General features: G+C 56.4%; 20 protein-coding genes and 4 tRNA genes. 10 read left to right on the top strand and 14 right to left on the bottom strand.

The window, feature by feature from the left end:
* Positions 1–63: 63 nt before the first annotated feature.
* The 4 genes from PZA18_RS18205 to PZA18_RS18190 all read right to left on the bottom strand — a co-directional run bounded on the left by PZA18_RS18205 (position 64) and on the right by PZA18_RS18190 (position 523).
* Positions 64–140, bottom strand: a tRNA-Asp gene (locus PZA18_RS18205).
* Between the two features lie 40 nt (positions 141–180).
* A tRNA-Val gene (locus PZA18_RS18200) sits at positions 181–256 on the bottom strand.
* Positions 257–346: 90 nt separating this feature from the next.
* A tRNA-Asp gene (locus tag PZA18_RS18195) sits at positions 347–423 on the bottom strand.
* A gap of 24 nt (positions 424–447) precedes the next feature.
* A tRNA-Val gene (locus PZA18_RS18190) sits at positions 448–523 on the bottom strand.
* A gap of 375 nt (positions 524–898) precedes the next feature.
* On the opposite strand from PZA18_RS18190, the gene PZA18_RS18185 reads away from it, so the two are divergent.
* The 7 genes from PZA18_RS18185 (at position 899) to PZA18_RS18155 (ending at position 8020) form a co-directional block, all read left to right on the top strand.
* The gene (locus PZA18_RS18185) at positions 899–1753 is read left to right on the top strand and encodes a type II secretion system protein N (RefSeq protein ID WP_284102296.1); all 855 of its coding nucleotides are present in this window, start codon (positions 899–901) and stop codon (positions 1751–1753) included.
* A gap of 10 nt (positions 1754–1763) precedes the next feature.
* Positions 1764–3902, top strand: coding sequence for a type II secretion system secretin GspD (gene gspD, locus PZA18_RS18180; RefSeq protein ID WP_284102295.1), 2139 nt, complete (start codon positions 1764–1766; stop codon positions 3900–3902).
* Entirely contained in the window at positions 3899–5374 is a 1476-nt protein-coding gene (gene gspE, locus PZA18_RS18175) for a type II secretion system ATPase GspE (RefSeq protein ID WP_284102294.1), read from the top strand. The genes gspD and gspE overlap by 4 nt, the downstream gene beginning before the upstream one ends.
* A gap of 103 nt (positions 5375–5477) precedes the next feature.
* Positions 5478–5873 (top strand): hypothetical protein, encoded by a 396-nt coding sequence (locus PZA18_RS18170; protein ID WP_284102293.1) that lies wholly within the window; start codon positions 5478–5480, stop codon positions 5871–5873.
* Positions 5874–6022: 149 nt separating this feature from the next.
* The gene (locus PZA18_RS18165) at positions 6023–6718 is read left to right on the top strand and encodes a 2OG-Fe(II) oxygenase (protein WP_284102292.1); all 696 of its coding nucleotides are present in this window, start codon (positions 6023–6025) and stop codon (positions 6716–6718) included.
* 234 nt (positions 6719–6952) lie between these two features.
* On the top strand, positions 6953–7555 hold the full coding sequence (locus tag PZA18_RS18160; RefSeq protein ID WP_284102291.1) for a peroxiredoxin: 603 nt from the start codon (positions 6953–6955) through the stop codon (positions 7553–7555).
* A gap of 114 nt (positions 7556–7669) precedes the next feature.
* The gene (locus PZA18_RS18155) at positions 7670–8020 is read left to right on the top strand and encodes a DUF3147 family protein (RefSeq protein ID WP_284102290.1); all 351 of its coding nucleotides are present in this window, start codon (positions 7670–7672) and stop codon (positions 8018–8020) included.
* Positions 8021–8058: 38 nt separating this feature from the next.
* On the opposite strand, the gene PZA18_RS18150 is transcribed toward PZA18_RS18155, so the two are convergent.
* From PZA18_RS18150 to PZA18_RS18120, 7 genes are all read right to left on the bottom strand, one after another.
* Positions 8059–9690: a GGDEF domain-containing response regulator gene (locus tag PZA18_RS18150; RefSeq protein ID WP_284102289.1), complete on the bottom strand. Its 1632-nt coding sequence runs from the start codon at positions 9688–9690 to the stop codon at positions 8059–8061.
* A gap of 212 nt (positions 9691–9902) precedes the next feature.
* Entirely contained in the window at positions 9903–10421 is a 519-nt protein-coding gene (locus tag PZA18_RS18145) for a hypothetical protein (protein WP_284102288.1), read from the bottom strand.
* Positions 10422–10650: 229 nt separating this feature from the next.
* A complete protein-coding gene (locus PZA18_RS18140; protein ID WP_284102287.1) occupies positions 10651–11250 on the bottom strand; it encodes a nucleotidyltransferase family protein in 600 nt (199 codons plus the stop codon).
* Positions 11237–12208 (bottom strand): XdhC family protein, encoded by a 972-nt coding sequence (locus PZA18_RS18135; protein WP_284102286.1) that lies wholly within the window; start codon positions 12206–12208, stop codon positions 11237–11239. The genes PZA18_RS18140 and PZA18_RS18135 overlap by 14 nt, the downstream gene beginning before the upstream one ends.
* 40 nt (positions 12209–12248) lie before the next feature.
* The gene (locus PZA18_RS18130; RefSeq protein ID WP_284102285.1) at positions 12249–13889 is read right to left on the bottom strand and encodes an AIPR family protein; all 1641 of its coding nucleotides are present in this window, start codon (positions 13887–13889) and stop codon (positions 12249–12251) included.
* An 86-nt stretch (positions 13890–13975) separates the two neighbouring features.
* Complete coding sequence (locus PZA18_RS18125; protein WP_284102284.1) at positions 13976–16138, bottom strand: xanthine dehydrogenase family protein molybdopterin-binding subunit; 2163 nt, start codon at positions 16136–16138, stop codon at positions 13976–13978.
* On the bottom strand, positions 16135–16596 hold the full coding sequence (locus PZA18_RS18120) for a (2Fe-2S)-binding protein (protein ID WP_284102283.1): 462 nt from the start codon (positions 16594–16596) through the stop codon (positions 16135–16137). Before PZA18_RS18120 ends, PZA18_RS18125 begins: the two co-directional genes overlap by 4 nt.
* Positions 16597–16683: 87 nt before the next feature.
* Between PZA18_RS18120 and PZA18_RS18115 the strand changes: the two genes are divergently transcribed.
* Positions 16684–17691 carry a 2-dehydropantoate 2-reductase gene (locus PZA18_RS18115; RefSeq protein WP_284102282.1) on the top strand — a complete coding sequence of 336 codons (1008 nt, stop codon included), beginning with the start codon at positions 16684–16686 and terminating at the stop codon, positions 17689–17691.
* 16 nt (positions 17692–17707) lie between these two features.
* Here PZA18_RS18115 and zigA read toward each other — a convergent pair whose 3' ends face one another.
* Positions 17708–18925 carry a zinc metallochaperone GTPase ZigA gene (zigA, locus tag PZA18_RS18110; RefSeq protein WP_284102281.1) on the bottom strand — a complete coding sequence of 406 codons (1218 nt, stop codon included), beginning with the start codon at positions 18923–18925 and terminating at the stop codon, positions 17708–17710.
* Positions 18926–19187: 262 nt separating this feature from the next.
* On the bottom strand, positions 19188–19955 hold the full coding sequence (locus PZA18_RS18105) for an iron-containing redox enzyme family protein (RefSeq protein ID WP_284102280.1): 768 nt from the start codon (positions 19953–19955) through the stop codon (positions 19188–19190).
* Between the two features lie 636 nt (positions 19956–20591).
* On the opposite strand from PZA18_RS18105, the gene PZA18_RS18100 reads away from it, so the two are divergent.
* Positions 20592–21209 carry a histidine phosphatase family protein gene (locus PZA18_RS18100; RefSeq protein WP_284102279.1) on the top strand — a complete coding sequence of 206 codons (618 nt, stop codon included), beginning with the start codon at positions 20592–20594 and terminating at the stop codon, positions 21207–21209.
* Between the two features lie 18 nt (positions 21210–21227).
* Here PZA18_RS18100 and PZA18_RS18095 read toward each other — a convergent pair whose 3' ends face one another.
* Positions 21228–22118: a LysR family transcriptional regulator gene (locus PZA18_RS18095; RefSeq protein WP_284102278.1), complete on the bottom strand. Its 891-nt coding sequence runs from the start codon at positions 22116–22118 to the stop codon at positions 21228–21230.
* A gap of 102 nt (positions 22119–22220) precedes the next feature.
* Here PZA18_RS18095 and PZA18_RS18090 point away from each other — a divergent pair, with 102 nt between their 5' ends.
* Positions 22221–23186 carry an MBL fold metallo-hydrolase gene (locus PZA18_RS18090; RefSeq protein ID WP_284102277.1) on the top strand — a complete coding sequence of 322 codons (966 nt, stop codon included), beginning with the start codon at positions 22221–22223 and terminating at the stop codon, positions 23184–23186.
* The last annotated feature ends 270 nt before the right edge of the window (positions 23187–23456 follow it).

The following is a 23456-nucleotide window of genomic DNA, read 5'->3' as shown; positions in this document are numbered from 1 at the left end:
ATCATTTTGATCGTCCAAAGCAAAAAGCCCCGACAAATTGCCGGGGCTTTAATCTGCATAATTTGGCGGAGCGGACGGGACTCGAACCCGCGACCCCCGGCGTGACAGGCCGGTATTCTAACCAACTGAACTACCGCTCCGTGCGGTATAAACAACTAAACTGTAATTCCAACCAAAACCTGGTGGGTGGTGACGGGATCGAACCGCCGACATTCTGCTTGTAAGGCAGACGCTCTACCAACTGAGCTAACCACCCGGCAAATAAAACAGAGATACCTGAAATTTTTTATCAGACCCTGCTTTATTAAAAAACGCAGCGCCATTTGGCGAGGCGTTTACTGAAACTTGGCGGAGCGGACGGGACTCGAACCCGCGACCCCCGGCGTGACAGGCCGGTATTCTAACCAACTGAACTACCGCTCCGTGCGGTATTTAATCGACGCTACTTGGTGGGTGGTGACGGGATCGAACCGCCGACATTCTGCTTGTAAGGCAGACGCTCTACCAACTGAGCTAACCACCCGTTGCTTTGCGCTTGCTGCTGTTTTGCTGTCAGCGCTGCGTCGAGAGATCGGCATTAAAGCAGATGATCTTTCCTCTGTCAATGCTTTTTGTGAAATAAATTTTGAATTGCAAGGTAATTTTTGCTGTTATTGATTGTTAATCAATTGGTTGTTGTATTTGTTCTGGGTGAAATTTTTTTGACGTTTGAGGTGGTGTTGATAAAAATCTGGTGTAAGACGCATGCGAATTTTCGCGGATTTTCTCAGGAAATCGAGAAAGCATCCACGTCGATGGCGGAAGCTGCTATAAATGCGGGCTTGTTCAGCAACTGTGACCGGTTAAATAGCGGTCTGACAGTTGGTATATATAATCCAAAAAAGAACGTGTAAGGCCGATGACCCTGTCGCTACCTAAATCTCCCTGGTTCTATCGCCTGCTGAATCTGTTGTTGTTGGGGCTCATCGCCTGGCAACTGGCAGGTTTGATCTGGTTATTGTTGGCACCCAAACCCAAAATGCCGGTTGCAATCGAGCCGCGACAGGTCAGGGTGGTTCAAGCCGACGTAGGTCAGGCATTGGCGGGCTTTCATTTATTCGGCCAGTCCAAGGCTGCAGCTGCCAGTGGTGAGGTAGTTGATTCCAGCTTGCCGTACAAACTGCGAGGCATCATAACCGCAACCAAGACCCAGCCTGCTGCGGCCATTTTCTCGGGCGCGGAGCCCAAAGAGACTGCAGTACGCGAAGGCGAGAGCATTCAGCCTGGTGTGGAATTGATATCCGTTGCGGCGAATGAGGTGTTGATTTCCAACAATGGCCGGCGTGAGCGGATCAAGCTGGATGACAAACCAGCAGTTGAAATACCTGTGGTGTCGAGCGGCAAGGTGGAAGAGGCGCCTGCCAAAGCCGAGGCGGTAGCCAAACCTGAGGGCGGAAGCTCTGGCGCCCCCATGGTATTGCGTCGCAAGGCGCTGGCGGCGAGTTTGCAGTCACTCAATATAGTCGAGCTGGCCAAGGGACTTGGCACCGCGCCTGATGGCGGGATTCTGGTTGAAGATCTTTCCGCTCAGCCGGTTTTGCGCGCTATGGGGGTCATGCCTGGAGATGTCCTGAAGGGCATCAATGGTCAGAATCTGGCAGGGCCGGCAGATATATCGGTACTTTTCGGGGCACTGGGACAGCAGCGCAAAGCCACTTTAAGGCTGGTGCGGCGCGGTGGGCCCCTTTCTTTCGCTTACAGCATTCAGAACTAACGGCAAACTCATGAAACCATTTAAGAAAATTGCCCTGTCCCTGCTTGTTGCCAGCCAGTTGGCGATTGCGGCGGACGATAACAAGGTAATGCTGAATTTCGTCAACTCCGACCTCGAATCAACGGTGAAGGCCATTGGTTTGATTACGGGCAAGAATTTTGTACTGGATGCGCGGGCCAAGGGCACGATCAATATTGTGTCATCGACACCTGTGGCCAAAGATCTGGTTTATCCCGTGTTGTTGTCCGCATTGCGCATGCAGGGGCTGACTGCCGTCGAGACGGAAGGGGTGATCAAGATCCTGCCGGAAGCCGACGCCAAGCAGAACTGGGGATTGACCACTGATCGCAAGCTGAATGTTTCAGGTGATCGCATCATCACTCAGGTTCTGCCGCTCAAGCACGAGTCGGCTGCTGGTATGGTGTCGATTCTGAGACCCTTGATTACGCCCAATAACACGATTGCGGCTTATCCCAATTCGAACACGCTGGTGATCACCGATTACGCCGATAACGTTCGCCGGCTCAATCGCATCATTGCCAATATCGATCAGCCCTCGCAGAGTGAGTTGATTTCGATCTCGCTGAAATACGCATCGGCATTGGAAGTAGCGCAGACCATGTCGCGCCTGATGCCGGAAGTGACGGTAGCGGGTGGCGCCCCGGCACCAGCAATGGTGGGTGCGGAGGGGATTCGCAAGAGCGTGGTGGTGCCAGATACGCGTGGCAATACCCTGTTGATTCGTAGCGAGACCTCGGCGCATGCCCAGCAGATTCGCAAGATGGTTGAAATGCTGGATAAGCCGGGTGCGGGTGGCAATATCCGCGTGGTCTATTTGAAAAACGCCGATGCGACCCGCCTGGCGGGTACCTTGAAGGCCATCCTGACCGGATCGGAAATCCCGGCCTTGCCTTCAGGCGGCAGCATGGCACCTGCCGCGCCGACACCAGGCGGAATTTCCCCACCGATCCCGTCAGCCCCTGCGAGTTCGGGTGGCGGCACTGGCGGCGGTACGGTATCTCCGGGGGTGGCAATCCAGGCCGAGCCTACTACCAACTCGCTCATCATCACCGCGCCAGATAATGTGTACAACAATCTGCGGGCGGTGATCGACAAGCTGGATGCACGCCGCGCTCAGGTTTATGTCGAAGCGATGATTGCAGAGGTCAACGTCGGTAAAGTTGGCGAATTCGGTGTGCAATGGCTGGTTGCGGGCAGCAATGGCACGATTTCTGGCCTGGGGTCATCCTCGTTGGGGAATTTTGGCGCCGATAGTTCGCGTGACATCCAGACGGTAGCTGGATCGCTGGCCAATCTGGCGGCCGGCAAGGCGGGCGGGGCGCCGCTGCCGGGCGGCTTTACCTTCGGGTTGCTCAATGGGGTGCTGGGTAAGGATAGTAGCCGGATACCGAATCTTGGTGCGCTGGCGACTGCGCTTCAGAACAATGGCGCAGCCAATATTCTGTCTACACCGAATCTGGTTACGCTCGACAACGAAGAAGCCAAGATTGTTATCGGCCAGAATGTGCCATTTGTAACGGGAACCCAGGCTTCAACCGGCTCGAACCCCAACCCGTTTACCACCGTCGAGCGCAAAGATATTGGTATTACCCTCAAAGTGAAGCCGCAGGTATCGGAAGGCGGCGCCATTACCATGCAGGTGTATCAGGAGGTATCGTCAGTGGATACGGGCCTGTCCACCGGCGGCGCGGGCTTGGCGACCAAGAAGCGTTCGATCGAATCGAAAGTGCTGGTTGATGACGGGCAGGTACTGGTACTGGGTGGCTTGATTGAAGACCAACAAGAGCAAGGCAAGAACGAGGTGCCTTTGCTCGGTGAAATTCCGCTGCTTGGCAATCTGTTCAAGTATGAGAAGCGTTCGACCAAGAAGACCAATCTGATGGTGTTCCTGCGCCCGATCATCCTGCGTGACAGCCAGTCGGCTCAGACCTTGTCGAACGATCGCTATCAGAGCCTGCGGCAGGTAGAGGGGGGCTATAGCAACGAAAAGCACCTGTTCCTGCCCGATATTGCGCCTGCCAAGCTTCCGGAGCTGCCACCTGCCAAACCCGCCGATACCAAGCCGGCAGCGATGAAGGAAGCACCGTCGGAGGGCGCCAAACTGGCTGATGGAGCCAGCAACCAATGAGTTATCAACGTCTGGTTGGCTATGGGTTCGCCAAGAATCGCGGCGTGGTTGATGTGGGCCTGCAGGAGAACGGCGCTGTCGATGTGTTGATGCGCGAAGACGCGGGCTGGTCCGGGCTGGCGGAACTGCGGCGCATGTTGCGCAGGCCAGTCAACGTGATTCATTTGCCGGTGCAAGAATACGAAACCCGACTGGGGCAGATGTTCAGCCGTAGCGATAGCCAGTCGGCCACGGTTGCGGAGGATCTGGAGCAGGACATTGATTTGTCGCGCTTGGCGCAGGATCTGCCAGCGATTGAAGATCTGCTGGAAACTGAAGACGATGCGCCAATCATCCGCCTGATCAATGCCTTGCTGACTGAAGCCCTGCGCGAAGGGGCGTCAGATATTCATATCGAGCCGTTTGAGACGCGATCCGTCGTGCGCTTCCGGATTGATGGCCGTCTGCGTGATGTGATTGAGCCCAAACGTGCGCTGCATGCGGCAGTGGTATCGCGGATCAAGGTGATGGCGAGTCTTGATATTTCCGAGAAGCGTCTGCCACAGGATGGCCGTATCACACTGCGGATTGCTGGTCGCCCTGTGGATGTGCGGGTTTCGACCTTGCCGACCGGACACGGCGAGCGTGCGGTACTGCGCTTGCTCGATAAATCAACAGGCCGCCTCAATCTGGCCAAGCTGGGCATGAATCCGAGTGCTCTCGCTGAAATTGGTGAGCTGATTTCCCAGCCACACGGCATCGTACTGGTGACCGGGCCGACGGGTTCTGGCAAAACCACTACCCTGTATGCAGCGCTGGCGCAGATGGATGCCGCCCGCAGCAATATCATGACGGTTGAAGATCCCATCGAGTACGACCTGGATGGCGTAGGTCAGACTCAGGTGAATTCACGGATCGAAATGAGCTTTGCCCGTGCCTTGCGCGCCATTCTGCGGCAAGACCCGGATGTGATCATGATCGGGGAAATCCGCGATCTGGAGACAGCCCAGATAGCGGTCCAGGCCTCGCTGACGGGCCATCTGGTGCTGGCCACCCTGCATACCAATGACGCGGTATCAAGCATCACCCGTCTTGTGGATATGGGAATCGAGCCCTTTCTGCTCGCATCCAGCCTGATTGGCGTGCTAGCACAGCGTCTGGCGCGAAATCTATGCCCCGAGTGCCGTCAGCCTTACGAACCGGACCATACAGAAATGGAAGTGCTGGGCCTCAACCAGCCTCAGCCCATTTATAAAGCAGTCGGCTGCCCGGCCTGCAACTACACTGGATACAAGGGCCGTGCCGGTGTGTATGAGCTGTTGAGTATTGATGACACCCTGCGGCGCCTTATTCACGATTCCGCTTCCGAGCACAAGATGCGTGAGTACGCCAGTAGCCGGGGCATGATCAGCCTGCGGCAGGATGGGGTGCGGCGAGTGCTGGCGGGTGGAACCACCCTGGAAGAAGTATTGCGCGTTACCCGCGAGGGCTAGGCTCTGTTGACGTATGGCTTGCAGCTTGTGTTTCGCCGGGTTTGCCAGGGGCGGGAAAGGCGGTGTCAGGTCAACGAGCGGGTCCCGATGAAAGGGTTGCAAAATGGGCCTGTTCGGATTCAACAAGAAACCCCCTTATCTTACTGGAGCCTGCAAGGCGTTAAAGCTGGAAGGTCGGGTAGCCCGCTATCTGACGGTTGATAAGGTGCCTGTGGAAGAGCTGATTGCCAAGGCCGATGCCTCGGCCTTGTGCAGCTACATAGTGGTTGGTGACATCTTCCAGCGCCCCGGCACGCTGATGACCGAAAACAATACGCAAGATCAGGAATTCTCGGTCAATTACGACAAGCTCACGCATACCATCGGCCTGTCTTTGCGCCAGGGCAATATGCGCCAGTCTTTGATCTTTCATACTAAATCGCCCAAGGAGCTGGCTGCTGAGATGGGGCTGGCGCTAACGATGGACGAGCCGGCGAAACCTGCGCAGGAAGGTGGCTAGGCGCTGCTGGCGTTTCATTGCTGGTCGCGAGGGGGCGAGTTCTCCGCCCTGTGCGAGGTACGGCTGGAGCTTGGGCATATTGGCCATCGTAGCCACCGCGAACCATACAAACGAACCATACAAACGATAAATCAGAGGGAAGCTGCAAAATGGATGACTTCATCGAGGTCTACGACAACGCGCTGCCGCCAGAGCTGTGCGCCGAGATTCTTCAGCGCTTTGAAGCCAGCCCGCATGTCGGTCGGGGGGTGACGGGCAATGGGGTAGACGTAGAAAAGAAGGATAGCTACGACCTGACTATCACTAATTTTCCCGATTGGCGGGACATCAGCCAAAAGCTGGCGGATAACACCTTGCGCTATATGTGCGAGTACATGGGTAAATATCGCTTTCTGCTGATGGGAGCGCTGTCGCCGTCGGTCGTCGATCCGGAAAGCGGCCAGCCTGCGGTGTTGGGGCCGGAAAACTTCGATCGGCTGGGCGTGCCCCTGCTGGCCGATCTGGTCAAGCATATGTACCGCCTGTCCTTTATCAACGTGCAGAAATACCTGCAGGGGACGGGGGGGTACCACCACTGGCATTCCGAAATCTACCCGCAAAACCAGACCTGCGAGACTTTGCACCGGGTTCTGCTATACCAGTACTACCTCAATGATGTGACCGAAGGTGGTGAGACCGAGTTTCTCTATCAGAACCGCAAGGTGGCGCCCAAAGCCGGGCGGCTGGTGATTGCGCCTGCAGGCTTTACCCATACCCACAAGGGGCATATCCCGTTGTCGGGCGACAAGACTATCGTCAACTCGTGGGTACTGTTCCAGCGTGCTGAAGCCATGTACGGCCAATAACGCCGGCGAAAGCGGGCGCGAGCCCATCAGGGCCAGATTGTCAGGCAGGCCAGGAATGCTTGCTGGGGTGATAGAGATTCTCTATTGAAACCATGCTGATTATCAATTTGACACTAAGATAGCCGGCGAGTAGATTCCGCCACCAACCAAGGGTAAAGGGCGTGGTGGCGAGTGCGCTGGCCCCATATATCCGTTTCCCTGCTGTTCACTGAAGACCCAAACAGGAGATTGCAAATGGCTGTTCTCGTAGGCAAGCAAGCACCCGACTTCACCGCCGCCGCCGTACTGGGCAATGGCGAAATCGTAGAAAACTACACCCTGTCGCAAGCTGCGAAGGGCAAGTATGCCGTGGTGTTTTTCTACCCGCTCGACTTCACCTTCGTTTGCCCGTCCGAGCTGCTGGCATTCGACCATCGTCTCGAAGAATTCAAGAAGCGCAATGTTGAAGTGATTGGTGTGTCGATTGACAGCCAGTTCACCCACGCCGCATGGCGCAACACCCCGGTAGACAAGGGCGGTATCGGCCCCGTTGGTTACACCCTGGTGGCCGACGTCAAGCACGACATCTGCAAGGCTTACGACGTAGAGTCTGCCGACGGCGTTGCATTCCGTGGCACCTTCCTGATCGACCGCAATGGCGTGGTTCGCCATCAGGTTGTTAACGATCTGCCTCTGGGTCGCAACATCGACGAAGCCATCCGCATGGTAGATGCCCTGCAATTCACCGAAGAGCACGGCGAAGTGTGCCCGGCAGGCTGGAACAAGGGCAAGGCCGGCATGAAGGCTACCGCCGACGGCGTTGCGGCTTACCTGTCCGAGCACGGCAAGGCGCTGTAATCGCTGCGTTTGCCAGTCATTCGCGCAAAGAGAGCACCGCTGGTCGGTGCTCTTTTCATTGATAGGGCTCAATTTGCAAGGCCCGCAATGGCAATTGGATGGAAGAGGTGAATCATGGCCTGGTTGATTACCAAATATGGCATCACCGCAGCGCTGGTCGTGGTGATCTCGGAAGTGGCCAAACGGAGCGATCGCTTGGGCGGGCTGATTGCCGCATTGCCGCTGGTCACCATCCTGACCCTGATCTGGTTACAGGTAGAGCGCCAGACTCCGGAGCGGATTGCCAATCATGCCTGGTATACCTTCTGGTATGTCGTGCCTACGCTGCCGATGTTCCTGCTGTTTCCAGCCTTGCAGAGCCGGTTGGGATTCTGGCCGGCCCTGCTGGCTAGCGCCTTGCTGACGCTGGTCTGCTTTGTGCTGTTTGCCATGCTGCTACGCCGGTTTGGCATTCAACTGCTGTAGGGGAGGGTGGTAGGGCCCAAGCCGCCACCGGGCGCCATTCAGGCCGGCTTGTTGCCGAATACCAGCACCCGATCGCGCCCGGCACGCTTGGCTTCGTATAAGGCCAGATCTGCCGCTTCCAGCAGCGCGGGAGCCGTCTGGCGCTGGCTGAGATCGGCCAGACCGCAGCTGAAAGTGCAATAAAACGGCTGCCCACCAGACAAATGCTGAATACGACTGAAGTCCAGGCGCAAGGTCTCCAGCACCTTACGGGCATGCTGGGCATCGGTTTCCGTCAGGATCACGCCGAATTCCTCACCGCCCAGCCGCCCGGCAATATCCGTCTGGCGTAGACGCCGCGACAGCATGCGACTCAGGCTCCGCAGGACATGATCCCCTGCAACATGCCCATAGGTATCATTCACCCGCTTGAAATGATCGAGGTCGATGATTGCCAGCGCGATCGGGCGTTTGGTGCGATGGCTGCGCATCACCTCAATATCCAGCCTTTCGGTAAACCGCGTGTGATTCAGCAGACCAGTCAGCCCATCACGCTCAATATAGCGGCGGATCACCTGATGGCGCTCCACCCTCAGCTTGACCGCAGCAACCACCTGCTCCGGCAGGAATGGTTTGGTCAGAAAGTCATCCGCGCCGGTCGCCATCGCTTCCAGCTGCCGTTCGGTACTCTGCTCGCCTGAGAGAAACACAATCGGCACGCTGACAAAGGCATCCTGTTGCCGGACTACGGCAGCCAGCTCGACGCCGCTGCACTCCGGCATATACATATCCACCAGAATCAGATCGGGCGAAAACTCGGCTAACACCCCAAGCACCTGCAACGGCTGGGTCAAGACACGGGTATCAAAGCCGGCATCCTGCAAGATCCTGCCGATATAGTCCGCCATTGCTTTCGAGTCTTCGACGATCAGAATCCGTTGCGGGGTTGGTGGATCGGCAGCCTTCAATAAATCCAGCGCAGTAGCTACCGCGCTCATATCCAAAGGCTTAACAAAGAATCCTTGACCACAGGCCCGCACCGCCTGCAGACGTGCCTGCATATCGTCACTCGCCGAAATGAAAAACGTTGGCAGCACGCATTGGGGGCGAGGGCTATTTAAAAAATCTTCACTGCGCGGCAGCAGCTCGGTGTCGATGATCAGTGCTCTGGCATGGCTGGCGGGTTCCAGCGCTGCGAGATTGGTGTCAGCAGGCAGGCATGCCACCTGATAGCCGTAATAACCCAGCTGGCGAGATACCTCCTCGGCGTGCGCCACGTCACGCTCCATCAGGTAGATCAAGGGTTGCGGCACACTGGAGAGGGACTCCACGACGGCAACTGGCGCAACGGCTGCCGAGGCCGGCGGCGCCTCATTACCCCGCAAACTGCCGATACGCTGCGTCAAATCAACAAGAACCGCTGGCGTTATCACCACGGCCTGCTTGCGCAAGTCGGCAATCAGATACTCGATTTCCCGCGCATGCTGGGTGATGTGTGCAAAACCGAAAGTCGCCCCCGAACCGGCCAGCGAATGCGCCGCTTTTTGCACGGGTGCCAACGATTCCGCATCTGCGCTGCCGGCGGCGGCTTGCAGCAGGGCTTCCAGATCATCAAGCTTGGTTGGCAGTTCCCGCGCATAGGCATCGCGCAACAGCTGCATCTGCGCTTCGAAGTCTGGAGGAATGGGCATGGGGCGTCTCCAATGAGCTAAACCAAATAAACCTCAACTACTTCAGTATAGCCCCATGCTGACAACATCGAAGGACTATGCGGACATTGCATTCCAGTGATGCTTGATGAGATAGGAAATAAGGCGGATTATTTAAATAAATCAGGATTGTTAAACAGAGGTTCCCATTTAAAATGGCCGCCTGATGACCGGGTTTGCACTATGACTATTTATTATAATCCGAGATTCGTCCCGGATTGAGGGGAACCATTCATTGGGTAAATAGTGCTGAGGTACTCATCATTTCCCTCATGCCTGAATTCATACCCGGCGACCGTAATATTGTTCTGATAGCCCTGTGCTGCAATCACCATCGCCTCGCGACATCCCTGGCAAATTGTTCGAGTGCTGAATAGCGTAACCGTCGCACCCTCTGCCAGTACCCCTTGCGAATGAGCATGGTTAAGTAGGCGCACCTCGGTATGAAAATCAAGATAGTTATTATCCCCTCTATTTATAATGGATCTGTCACTGCCCGTAACGAACTCGTAGTTGGCAAATCTTCTGGCTCTCAGTGCGCTCAGATTGGAATAGGCGGCAAATTTATAAATGCTACCATCGGGGTGTTCGATAATTGCAGTGCATAAATTATGGCTATCTGGGTCGTGCCTCATTCGCCGGGTATCGATGGTTAGTAATCCATAATAAGTCCATGCTTCGGTTGCGTATTCACGCAGCTGCTGAGCATTCATATCGCCCCTCCAATTTAACAGTTTGCGATTGATTAAAGTTCAATTCAAATATTTAAATATTAAAGTAAATTAATTTAAATGTCATCATTCTTTCGGTAAATTGGGCGGTGCAAATCGGGTCGTATGGGGGCGGCGCTTGCGCAGGTATTTGATAAGTAAGGATTATGTAAGAAATCAGAAAGCTCCGCTCTTTGGGTCGTGAGCAGGCCCGGTGAGCGTGGCGGTGGCGTCAGGTGGCACGCAGAGGCAGGTGGTTTAGATCGTCTGGCGTATCCACATCTCGCAGCACTCCCTCATCCTCCACGTCTACCCAATGAACAGGCTCGGTCGCGAATAGCCTGCGGGCGCCCTGATCGCCGCTGAGGGTGAGTAAGGTATTGAGATGGCGGGCGCAGATGCCGACCGGGTGGCCGCGCTGACCGGCGTAGCGAGGGGCAACCAGATCGTGGCCCGCCAGCAGGCCATCGCGCACACTGGCGATGGTGGAAGCGGCAATACAGGGCATATCGGCCAGCGCCACTACCCAGCCGCTGGCCTCGCGGCTGGCGGCAACCCCACAGGCGAGGCTGGCGCCCATCCCCGGCGTTGCGGCCAGGCCAAGCTCGACTTCACAGCCGACATCGGCCAGATGCTTGGCCAGAAGCGTGGCATCGGGGGCCACCACAGCCACCACCCTGGGCAAGACGCCCAGCAAATGTTGCGCGGCGACCACCGCCAGGGGGCGACCATCAGCCAGCGGCGCCAGCAGCTTGTTGCGCTGGCCGCTGGCATCAAAGCGGCTGCCCCGGCCGGCGGCCAGCAACAGCCCGACGGGCTCAGCGCCCGGCATGGCAACCTACGCTGTCTGGCTGTGCCAGCGGGCGGATAGCGTTCTTCACCGCCGTCATCTCGGCCAGAATCGACACCGCAATCTCGCCTGGCGTACGGCTGCCGATAGATAAACCCACCGGCCCATGCAGCCGCGCGATTTCCGCCTCGCCCAAATCAAACAAGGCCAGCCGCTCGCGCCGCTTCTGCGAATTGGCCTTCGAGCCCAGCGCCCCCACATAAAAAGCCGGCGACTTCAGCGCCTCCAGCAGCGCCATATCATCGAGCTTCGGATCGTGCGTCAGCGCCACAATCGCGGTGTGGGCATCGGGCTGGATCGCCACCACCACGTCATCCGGCATGCCCTCCTGCCAGACCACATCCAGGCCCTCCCAGCCCGAGCGATACTGGCGACGCGGATCGCACACCAGCACCTGATAACCCAGCAGCGGCGCCATCTGCGCCATCACTTGCGAAAGCTGCCCGCCACCAATCAACAACAAACGCCACTGCGGCCCGAACGGTGCATGCAGCGTCTGCCCGTCAAACTGCAGCCGATCACCCCGAAACGAGGGCACCAGCTCGACCGCTCCCGTGGCCAGATCCAGCCGGCGCGCCACCAGCTCGTGCCGCGCTATCCGTGCCTGCAATTCGGCAATCCAACCAGCGTCGCGCAAAGGCTCCACCAATAGCCGCAAAGTGCCACCACATGGCAAGCCAAACCGCGCCGCTTCGTCCCGGCTCACACCATACGTCACCAACTGCGGCTGCGCAGGCCACTCCCCGCGCAACACCCGTCGCACCAGATCATCCTCCACGCAACCACCCGACACCGACCCTTCCACCAACCCATCATCCCGCACCGCCATCAGCGACCCCACCGGCCGAGGCGCGGAACCCCAGGTTTCGATAACGGTGACCAGCGTGACGGCATGATGGGATTGGAGCCAGGGGAGGATAGAGCTAGTCTTCTCAATCATGAAAATTAAATTCCTATACCATATGGGTAATATTCTGTAATTATGACTTGGAATTCAGGGCTTCAAGCAGCTGGATGAGGAGTTTATCTTTTATGAATTCGCATTTCCTTGTATTTTTGAATAAAACTGCCAAGTAGCATTCGTTTCCGTATGATTCTGATATGATTGACATTATTAATCTAATTATTATGTTTAATAACTTAGAGTTTGAAGGAAGGTCTAGTGTTAATACTAAATGCTCAATGAATCTATTTCCATGTATGGTTAGTTGTGAATCCCTTCCCGTTGTGCTTTTTGAAATTGTAGCTAGGAGGTCTGATGTTTGCCTCCATATTTTTACCTTCTCCCAGGCTTTTTTAACATCTATTTGGCCGGTGAAAATTTTTTCATAGTACCCATTCCTATCTGTTAGAGATCCGGCATTTCTTTTTGCTGTTGTGACGTTAGCAATGCTCTCGCTGTATAGAGCTAGTGTAATTGCCAAGTCTTGAATGTCCAGGCCGTTTTTGGGGTCAATAATACTGTCCCCTCTTTTGTATGAATATTGTATACCAATACTTTTAAAAGACTCCGAAAGACTGTCTTGGATTGGATCTAGCGCCAAGAAATCTTTTGGCTCTACTTTGTTTTGTGTGTTTGTTGCGACTGTAATTCTAGCTGCAATATTTCCAGGGGCATTGTCTAATGAAATTATTTTAATTTGGATGTATGCTTGCTTGACCTTTGATTGATTCCTTTGATATGACTTGGCAATTGATCCTGTGGTTTGTGCACCGTTTACGATTTTTGCATTGTCTATCTTCCAATATGAACTTTCTCTGCCTTCCCCTAACCCTAGTGCCTTTCTGGTAATACGGTCAGCAATGACGGTAATTCCATTGTTTAAATACCAAAAATCAGATGGATTTGTTAGGAGTTCTTGTTCGATTTGATTATTTACTTCGCTCTCTGAAAGAGTATTCCTTATGTTTTCCGAGAAAAGTAAGTTTCCGAATTTATTGTACCATTCGGCTATGTCTGCGCATGGTATCTTCCCATATATTGCATAATAAGGCGTGGTTTGCTGCCCCCAGTCTAGTAATACTACTTCAAGATCTGGCTTCTCTGCTGAGTTAATAGTTTTTATTGCCCTAACAATTTTAGTTAGATTAAATTGGATGAATGTTACCACTTCTTGAGAGTCTGTATTGTTTTCTTTTAGAAACTCTTCAATTATTTTTTGGCAATCAGGGCTGATTGGATTGTCACTGTTGAAGGCTGCAACTAAAGTAATTTTTGGATCATTTCTTAGGGATTGAGAGATTGAGGAAGAAATATATCTTAAGCGATCATTGAATTTTCCCCAGTCTTCATTAAGTAAGTCATAAGTGCCTGCTATGAACTTTCTAAGGTCACCAGTATCTATGGTGCTGCTGCCTCTTTCTGACCATTTTGCCTGTACTACAAATAGATTGTTCCTGGGATGGTCGTAAAACACCCCATCGATTCCATTGTCTCCGCTACCATCTATTATGTAAGACTTAAGCTCGCTGTAAGTGGTGGATGCTAGACTCGCTAGGCAGATTGCAACCAAACCTCTACTGTTTATTTTGGCACTCTGATTGGCATCATCTAGAAATAAATGCTCCCTGATACTGTTTTCAATATGAGTTGATATTCTTTTAGACAAGATATGGCTCAATTTCTTCTCCCGAAACTTATAACTCATCTTTGAATCTGCAAGATCTGCAACTCAGGAGCTTGCCTGTTAAATCATGTGCTTGTGCTTTACCCCCGCCCCATCGGCAACTCAAACACCCGTTTCCCCGTTGCGGCGGCCAAGGCATTCGCTACTGCCGGGGCAATGGGTGGGACGCCGGGTTCGCCCACGCCGGTGGGGTTGGTGGTGGAGGGGATGATGTGGACTTCGATCTGCGGCATTTCGTTGATGCGCAGGGCCGGGTAGTCGTGGAAGTTGGATTGTTCGGGGGCGCCGGCCTTGAGGGTGATGGCGTCGTGCAGGGCGGCGCCCAGGCCGAAGCCGATGCCGCCTTCCATTTGGGCGCGCACGTTGTCGGGGTTGATGACCACGCCGCAATCGACGGCGCACACGACCCGATCGACCTTGAAGCTGCCATCGGCCTTGACGGTGATTTCGGCCACCTGTGCGACCACGGTGTTGAATGATTCATGCACGGCCACGCCCCGGCCGCGTTTTTCGCCGGCTTTGCCGGGGGCCAGCGGTTTGGTCCAGCCGGCTTTGTCGGCGGCGAGCTTGAGCACGGCGCTATGGCGCGGGTGGTCTTGCAGCAGGGCCAGCCGGTAGGCCACCGGGTCGAGCGAGGCGGCATGGGCGGCCATGTCGATCATCACTTCGGTTGAAAAGCCGGTATGGGTGTGGCCGACCGAGCGCCACCACTGCACGGGCACGGCATGCTTGGGCGAGTGCAGGTCAACTTGCAGGTTGGCAATGCCATAAGCGAGATTGGCCGCGCCTTCAACCGACGTGCTGTCGATGCCGTTCTTCACGGCGAAGCTCTCGAACGGTGTGCCAGCCATGATCGACTGGCCGACGATGCGCTGTTTCCAGGCGATTGGCTGGCCGCGTTCATCCAGCCCTACGCTGAGGGCGTGTAGGTAGAACGGCCGGTAGTGGCCGCCACGCATATCGTCTTCGCGGGTCCAGACCAGTTTGACCGGCGCCTTGCCGTCGATAGCCTTGGCAATGCTGGCCGCTTCGCGTACGTAGTCAGATACCGGGTTGGCACGACGGCCAAAGCTGCCGCCGGCAAACAGCATATTGATCTTGATCTGCTCGGGTTTGAGGCCGGTGATTTGTGCCAGGGCGTATTGGTCGCCGGTGTGCAGCTGCTCGCCGTTCCAGACTTCGCATTGGTCGGCACTGAGTTTGACCACGCAGTTCATCGGCTCCATCGCAGCGTGGGCGAGGTAGGGGAAGAGGAATTCGGCGTTGATCACCTTGGCGGCCTTGGCCAGTGCGGCATCGACATCACCGCGCTTGCCGGGGGCGACTAATCCGTCTTGTTTGGCCAGCTCGCGGTATTCGGCCAGTAGTTCGGCAGTGCCTTGCGTCATGGCGTTGCTGTCGTCCCACTCGACTTTTACCTGGTCGCGGGCTTGTTTGGCGGTCCAGAAATCTTTGGCGAGTACGGCAATGCCGGAGGGGATCTGTACGACGTCGAATACGCCCTTCATCGGTTTGGCGGCGCTGGCATCGAAGCTTTTAACCTTGCTGCCGAAGCGGGGCGGGTGGATGACGAGGGCGGTTTGCAGGCCCGGCATTTTTACGTCTTGGGTGTAACGGGCGCGGCCGGTTGTTTTGGCGCGGCTGTCTTTGCGCGGGGCGTGTTTGCCGATCAGCTTGAAGTCTTTGGGGTCTTTCAGCGCGACTTTCTCGGGCACCGGCTGGCGTAGCGCCTGGCTGACGAAGTCACCAAACTTTGCCTTTTTGCCGCTAGGGGGGTGGCTGAGGGTACCGCGCTCGACGGTAATGGCTTCTGCCGGCACCTTCCAGGCTTCAGCCGCAGCGCTGACCAGCATGGCGCGGGCCGTGGCGCCAGCCTGGCGTAGCTGCATGTAGGAGTTGGCGATGGAGCTGCTGCCGCCCGTGCCCTGGGCTGGGCCCCAGTGCAGGTTGTTGTAGCGGCGGGCGTCGGCCGGGGCGCCTTCGATCTTGATCTGGCTCCAGTCGGCATCAAGCTCTTCGGCCACGATGGTGGCGAGGCCGGTGTAGACACCCTGGCCCATTTCCAGGTGCTTCGAGATGACGGTGACGCTGTTGTCGGCTTCGATCTTGATAAAGGCGTTGGGTTTGAACTGGTCGGTATTGATGGCTTCGGCGGTGCCCGGCAGCCAGAACGCCAGGGAAAGACCGCCAGTAACGGTGGCACTGGCTTTCAGAAAATCGCGGCGGCTGAGTTCGGCGCTCATGCTTTGCCTCCCATGATCTTGGCGGCTTCGTGGATAGCGGCGCGAATGCGCTGGTAGGTGGCGCAGCGGCAGACGTTGCCGCTCATGGCGGCGTCGATGTCGGCGTCGGTCGGCTTGCCGTTTTTCATCAGCAAGGCGGTGGCCGCCATCACCTGACCGCTCTGGCAGTAGCCGCATTGCACGACATCGAGTTTTTCCCAGGCCATCTGTACGGCGCTGGCGGCGCGGCCCTGCAGACCTTCGATGGTAGTTACACTGGCAGTGCCCACGGCTGATACCGGTGTGATGCACGAGCGCGTCGGCTGGCCATTCACCCAGACCGTGCAGGCACCGCAAAGCGCCATGCCGCAACCAAACTTGGTGCCGGTCATTTCCAGCTCATCGCGCAGCACCCACAGCAGGGGGGTATCGGGGCTGGCATCGACATTTCGGCTTTTGCCGTTTACCTTGATCTTCATAGAGGGCCTCCTCAGCAGCTATGCTGTTTGTTCTGGACTACTGGACTTTGACTTTCAAGCAATGAATCTGCGCTTAGTGGTTTACCCATGCTGAAACCCAATCCCCGCATCGTGATTGCTGGCGCCGGCAGTGTCGGCTGTTATGTCGGGGGGTGTTTACGACTCGCCAACCGTCCGGTGACTTTGCTGGTGCGGCCGCGAATGGCTGACATCATTCAACGCCACGGCCTGCGCCTGACTGATTTTGAAGGCCGCGACCGGCGCATCGCGGCGGGGGATATGGCGCTGGCGACCGACCCCGGTTGCCTGGCCACGGCCGATCTGATTCTGGTGACCGTCAAAAGCTCGGGCACGGCCACGATCGCCAGCACCATTGCCCGCAATGCGGCGCGCGGCGCGGTGATCGTCAGTCTGCAAAATGGCGTGGGCAATACCGATGTGCTGCGCAGCCTGATCTTTCAGCAGACTGCCTACGGCGGCATGGTGCCGTTCAATGTGGTGCAGCTCGAAGGGGGACGGTTTCACCGGGGGACCGGTGGCTCGCTGCTTGTCGATGCCGCTTGTGAAGGGCTGGCGCAGGCGCTACAGGTTGAGGGACTCCCGGTTGCTTCGCATGCCGATATGTCGGCGGTGATGTGGGGAAAGCTGCTGATCAACCTCAACAATGCACTGAACGCGCTCAGCGGGGTGCCACTGGTGCAGGAACTCTCGCATCCGGCCTGGCGTCGCCTGCTGGCGGCCTCGATGCGGGAAGCGCTTGATCTGCTGAAGGCGGCCGGCATTCAGCCGGCCACCATCGAGAAGGTGCCGCCCTGGGCAATTCCTTACATTCTGCGGCTGCCCACCCCCTTGTTCCGGCTGGTGGCGGGCCGGATGCTGAAGATAGACCCGGAGGCCCGCTCGTCAATGTGGGAAGACCTGCAGCAAGGCCGGCTGACCGAAATCGACTATCTGCAAGGTGCTGTCATCGCCCTGGCCCGCACCCTCAACCGCCCGGCACCCATTGCCACCCGCATCGTTGCCGCCATCCGTAAAGCCGAGGCCGAGGCCCACGGCTCGCCCAGCCTGTTGCCCAGGCAGTTGCTGGAAGGGTGAGCCTAGGCTCTGGCGTTCAGGCCGCCTCCTGCCATGCTTCGGTGTCCCAGAGCGGGAAGGGGTCGTCGAGTGCAGTGGTTTGGGTGAGTTCGGCGTCGGTCATCAGGCAGGCGTCAAACTGGGCGATCAGGGTTGCTTGATTCAAACCCACCCCGATCAGCACGATTTCCTGATGGCGATCCCCGTAGTGCGGGTGCCAGGCGGCTTCGATGGCCTCGACGGCTTCGGCGTCTTCCGGCCAGTCGCGGCGCGGCACGCTGGCCCACCATAGTCCGGCAGCGCCGTAACGCGATACCAGCCCGGCCTGCGACCAGCTGCCCACAAACTGCGGCCGGTTTGCCAGCCAGAAATAGCCTTTCGAGCGGATGACGCCCGGCCATTCGCGGTGGATCAGCGCCCAGAAACGGCCGGGGTGAAACGGCCGGCGGGCCCGGTAAACAAAGCTGCTGATCTGATACGTCTCGGTTTCGGGAGGGTGTTCGCCCCGCAAGGTTTGTAACCAGCCGGGCGCTTCGGCAGCGGTTTCAAAGTCGAACAGCCCGGTATTCAGAATCTGCTCGGGTGACACCTTGCCAAATTCGCTATGCAGGATTCTGGCGCGCGGATTGAGTGCCCGCAGCGTGGCGTTGAGCCATGCCAACTCGTTGGCGCTGACCAGATCGGTCTTGTTGAGCACCAGCACATCGCAGAATTCAATCTGCTCCACCAGCAGATCCACCAGCGAGCGATCATCACCTTCTGCTGCGATATGGCCACGCTCGGCCAGCAGGTCTTCGCTGCGGTAGTCATGCAGAAAGTTGAAGGCATCGACGACGGTTACCAGGGTATCCAGCCGTGCGATGTCTGCCAGACTCTGGCCGGCGTCATCACAGAAGGTAAATGTCTCGGCCACCGGCAGCGGCTCGGAAATGCCGGTTGATTCGATCAGCAGATAGTCAAACCGGCCGGCTTGCGCCATCGCCCGGATCTCTCGCAGCAGGTCTTCACGCAGGGTGCAGCAAATGCAGCCATTGCTCATCTCTACCAGTTTTTCCTCGGCCCTGGACAGGGCTGCCCCGCCATCGCGCACCAATTGGGCGTCGATATTGACCTCGGACATATCGTTGACGATAACGGCCACCCGCAGGCCTTCGCGGTTATGCAGGATGTGGTTGAGCAAGGTGGTCTTGCCGGCACCCAGAAAGCCGGACAGGACTGTGACGGGCAGGCGGGAGTGACTGGCGGGCGCTTGCATGCTGGCTGATCCTCATCAGTGGTGGAATGTAAATGTTATAACATAACATTTAAGAAATACGCCAGTCGCGGTATGCCGCATGGCTGCCCAAGCAAAAAAGGCAGACTGCGAGGGAGGTGGCTGCGCAATCTGCCTGGGTGCTGCTGGAGCTTTCTAGATAACTAAATGATTTTTAAATGTAATTTTTAGATTGCGGGTTTGAATTCCCCATTTGAAATCAATTGCCTGCATGAAAACCTCAGCAATGCCGGATGCCATCGGTTCAATGGCAAGTCAGTGTGGCGCGTTTGATCGGCATGCCATCGAGGTCAAAGGCCGGTACCGCAGTGATGCCGATCCACGAATGCAGCATGGCGGCCCACAGCGTGATGCCTTCGAGCGCTTTGGCAATCAGCACCCGCTGCCGCTCGGCGCTCAGATCGGTGTGGATGTGATCGAGCCCCATGATGCTGTGGTGCTCGTCGGCTTCAACGTGTACATCAAAATAGGCATGGCCAACGCCAAGCTCATACATCTTCGGTGCGACCACCTTGAAGAAGTCGTTCGAGCAGCGCTCGATACCGCAATTGAGCGCGACCAGCCATTTGTCGCGATCCTGTTCGATGGCCATCTGATAAGCGAGATTGACGCAGGCATTGGTCTCGACGGTTGGAATGACGCGCCGCACCTCTTCTTCGCCAAGAATCACCCCGTTGTGCAGCATCCAGTCGAACAGCATGCGATGATGCGGCCCCTCGCCAAAAGCATGCTCGGCGTAGAAAGGCATCATGTGATTCTCGGACATCGGGGTCAGGCCCAGCATCAAGCCCATGACTTTCGGAAACGTGGCGGAGTGGTGATACAGCTGCAAGGCGGCAGGCTTGAAGTCGTGATGCGAACGCATGCCTTGCACAAATTCAAAAAATGGCATTTTGCGGACATAACTGCTGGCCCGGAAAATCGGCTCGACAATCCAGCGGTGACGATCTGCCAGCTCCTGCAATACCTGATCGGAAATATGGCGATAACCCGTATAAACTTCAGTAGTCATGATGGATCTCCTGATTTAGGACGGCAGAAAATAATTACAGCGTGTGTCTCTGCATGGCATATCAATTAAAGTTTGAACCCGCATTATCTTTGGCTGGAAAAATCTGTGCTGACTCGCTTGCAGGTAAATGATTTATCAAAATGCAATAAAGTGCTTTTACCCATCGGCCATCAATTGGCGGGAGTGGGGCGAGTGAATGGATAAGCCTCATCAACAGGGTGGCGGCAACGTTATCGCGATTTACCGGATGCGATAAAAAGGTTTTTGCCGGAAGTGAATCAGAGGTTGCTTATATTGTTGGACTGTTGAACATTGTCAGTCAATGTGATTAGGAATTTGCTGGATAAGCGGTCGATATCGCGTGCTAAACGGTAGCTTTTTACGCGATTTTACGGGTTTTCCTGTATAAAAAATCGATAGAATAATTATGGTTATTAAATCTATCTGATCATTTTGTCGTAATTGGGTATTACTTAACTGATTGCGGCATACTGCAATGCTTGCGCAATTTTCGTGCTAGAAATTTGAGTGAATTCAACCGGGGTGGGCTGGGCGGATTGCTGGCCGGCCAATGCCTGTGCGGCATGCGTCAGGCCGACGGGGCAGGAAGCGCTGCCACGACACAGTGAGAGAACAATGATTTATCTGATCAGACATGCTGAACCTCTGGGCGAGTTACTGGGCCCGGAGGATTATTTGATTCCCGACGAAGAAAACCGCCTTTCAGAATATGGCTGGCAGCAGGCGCAGCAGTTGGCAGCGATGTTTAGCCAGATAAAAATTGATGAAATATACAGCAGCCCAATTCTGCGCGCATTTCAGACTGCCGGGGTAATGGCAGAGAATACCGGGGTGTCGATACAAATAATCGATCATCTGGCAGAGAGAAATTTCATGCCATCCAGCCCGATTACGCTGAAACAATGCCAGGATATTCAATTGCAAGGTTATTGGCACACGAATGCGGTGATTCAGGGAGTGGAATCGGTAGCGGCGCACCGTTTAAGGGTGGCAAACTGGTTTTCGGGCCTGGAAGCCGAAATTCAAAACAAACCGGAATATAACCGGCTGATTGTCTGCCACGGCGGCACGATCGAGCATATTCTGGGGGTAATGATGAATATTCCGGTTTCAGCAATGTCGCGCTATTTCTTTTCATGCGAATGCGCGCACTTCATGCAAATTCAGCCATTGAGGGGATTGGGCGAATCGGTGGTGTATCGCATTGATCGTATCAATGCCGGAGTGATCTGATTGGCCTGGATTGAATATTTATATTCCCCGCAAAATATCGCGCTTTTGCAAGAGTGCCTGCAAAAGCAGCTGGTAAATCACTTTTACCCGCAGGGTGTCGCGCAGGTCGGGGTGGGTCAGCAGCCAAAGTTCCGACATGCAGTCAGGCAGCGGAGCGCCGACCCGTTGCAACCCGGCTTCTGCTTCTGCCAGGAAGCAAGGCAATACCGCCAAACCGAGGCCGGCACTACACGCATCGCGTATGCCGCCAAAGCTGTTGATGCGATAGCCCACGCTGTCTAACGCCACCATTTGTTCAAGCCAGCGGAGGGTACGGTGACGGCCGTGGCTGTCATCGAGGGCGATCCAGGCGTGCTGCGCAAAGGGCGTGTCAGGACATTGCGCCAGATAGGGCCGGGCGCCATATACCGCAAACGCCAGCTCGCCAATACATTTGCCAATCAGATGTTCAGGAGGCGAGGGGGCGGGCCGAATCGCAATGTCAGCATCGCGTTTCGAGAGATTGGCCATGGCGTTGTCGATATGCAGCTGAAGCTGAATCTGCGGATATTGCAGGCGACATTGCACCAGTATCGGGTTGAGCAGGCCGCGTGCCAGGCTGTCGGTGGTGGTGATGCGCACGCTGCCGCTGGGGCGCAGGTCTCGCCCGGCAACCTTGAGCAGGGCCTGGGCGGCGGCTTCGCTGATGAGGGTGCCGGCCTGCGCCAGCTCCTCGCCGGCTGCGGTGGCCTGATACCGGCCGTCGTCGCGCTCGAACAGCCGCACACCAAGCTCGGCCTCCAGTTGATTGATGCGGCGGAAAACCGTGGCGTGATTGACGCCGAGTTTGCGCGCTGCCCCAGAGAGTGAGCCGGCTTGTACGACGGCCTCGACATAGCGCAGGTCGTTCAGATCGTTGATGCTGTGCATTAATGCAAAGTCAGTTTGCTGAATTTACGAATTATAGTGCAATCATGCAAAGAGTAAGCTATGTCCATCTCATAACACTGCAACGCAACAAGGAGATCCATCATGAAACGCGCCTTACTCTCGGCTGTTCTATCTGCAGCATTTACTCTGTCGGCCCAAGCCGCCGAACCGATCTGGGATGGCAACAAGGTCGAAATGGTCAGCGAAAAGCTGGCACCAGATGTTTATGCGTTCTACGCCAAAGATGCCAAAGAGCTGAATGCGAAAGGCGGCGCAGCCGCAACCAGTGGCGGCCTGATCGTGGGCAGCAAAGGCGCCTTGCTGGTTGAGACCATGCTGAATCAGCGTCTGAACCAGCAAGTACAGGATCTCAGCAAGAAGCTGGGGGGCAAGCCGCTGATTTACGCCGTCAACACCAGTTCGCACGGTGACCACTCGTTCGGCAATATGTTCATGCCGGCCAGCACCCGCATCGTCCAGCATGTGGTGACGCGAGACTACATTGCCAACCATCTCGAAGACGACAAGGCTTTCATGATCAAGAACTTCGGGAATGGCCGGGGAATCGAGCAGATCCGCGCCCGTAGCGGTGATGTGCTGGTGCCTGCTGGCGGCAAGCTCAGCCTGGACCTGGGGGGCAAGACCGTTGACGTGATCGACTTCGGTTTTGGCCAGACAGGCGGTGATCTGTGGGTCTGGGAGCCGCAATCGAAAGTGCTGTGGGCGGGTAACCCGGTGATTGCAGCCAAACCGGCACTGCCCTGGCTGCTTGATGGCAATCTGGTGGCCACGCTGGAGACGCTGAAGCGGGTTCACACCTTCCTGCCGGCCGATGCCCGCATTGTGCCGGGCCACGGCGTGCCGATGACGCGCGATGATCTGAACTGGCACATCAATTATCTCGATACCGTGCGCAAGCAGGTTCAGACGGCGGTTGATCAGGGGCTGAGCCTGGAGCAGACCGTGAAGCAGGTTGCCATGCCGGAATTTGCTGGTTATGCCTTGTTCGGTTGGGTGCATCCGGGCCTGAATGTACCGGCGGCCTATAAAGACTTGAGCAAGAAATAAGCGGTTCTCGTTGCCGCGTTGACGCGTGGCGCCAGTCGATGCCCGCCCCATCGTGCCATGACGATGGGGCGGGCATTTTTCATGGCTGATGGCTGAATGCTGGTCGGCATGTTGCCTGCAGTACGTCCCGCAGTTTCTATACTGATGGCTAGGCTCTGTTGACGTTTTGTTTCCGGTCGCGGGGGGGGGGGGGGGGGGGGGGGGGGGGGGGGGGGGGGGGGGGGGGGGGGGGGGGGGGGGGGGGGGAAGAACCCAAACGACGCAACAAAC

Source organism: Parachitinimonas caeni (assembly GCF_030129945.1).
Lineage (GTDB): Bacteria > Pseudomonadota > Gammaproteobacteria > Burkholderiales > Chitinimonadaceae > Parachitinimonas > Parachitinimonas caeni.
This window is presented reverse-complemented; position numbering and strand designations above follow the sequence as displayed.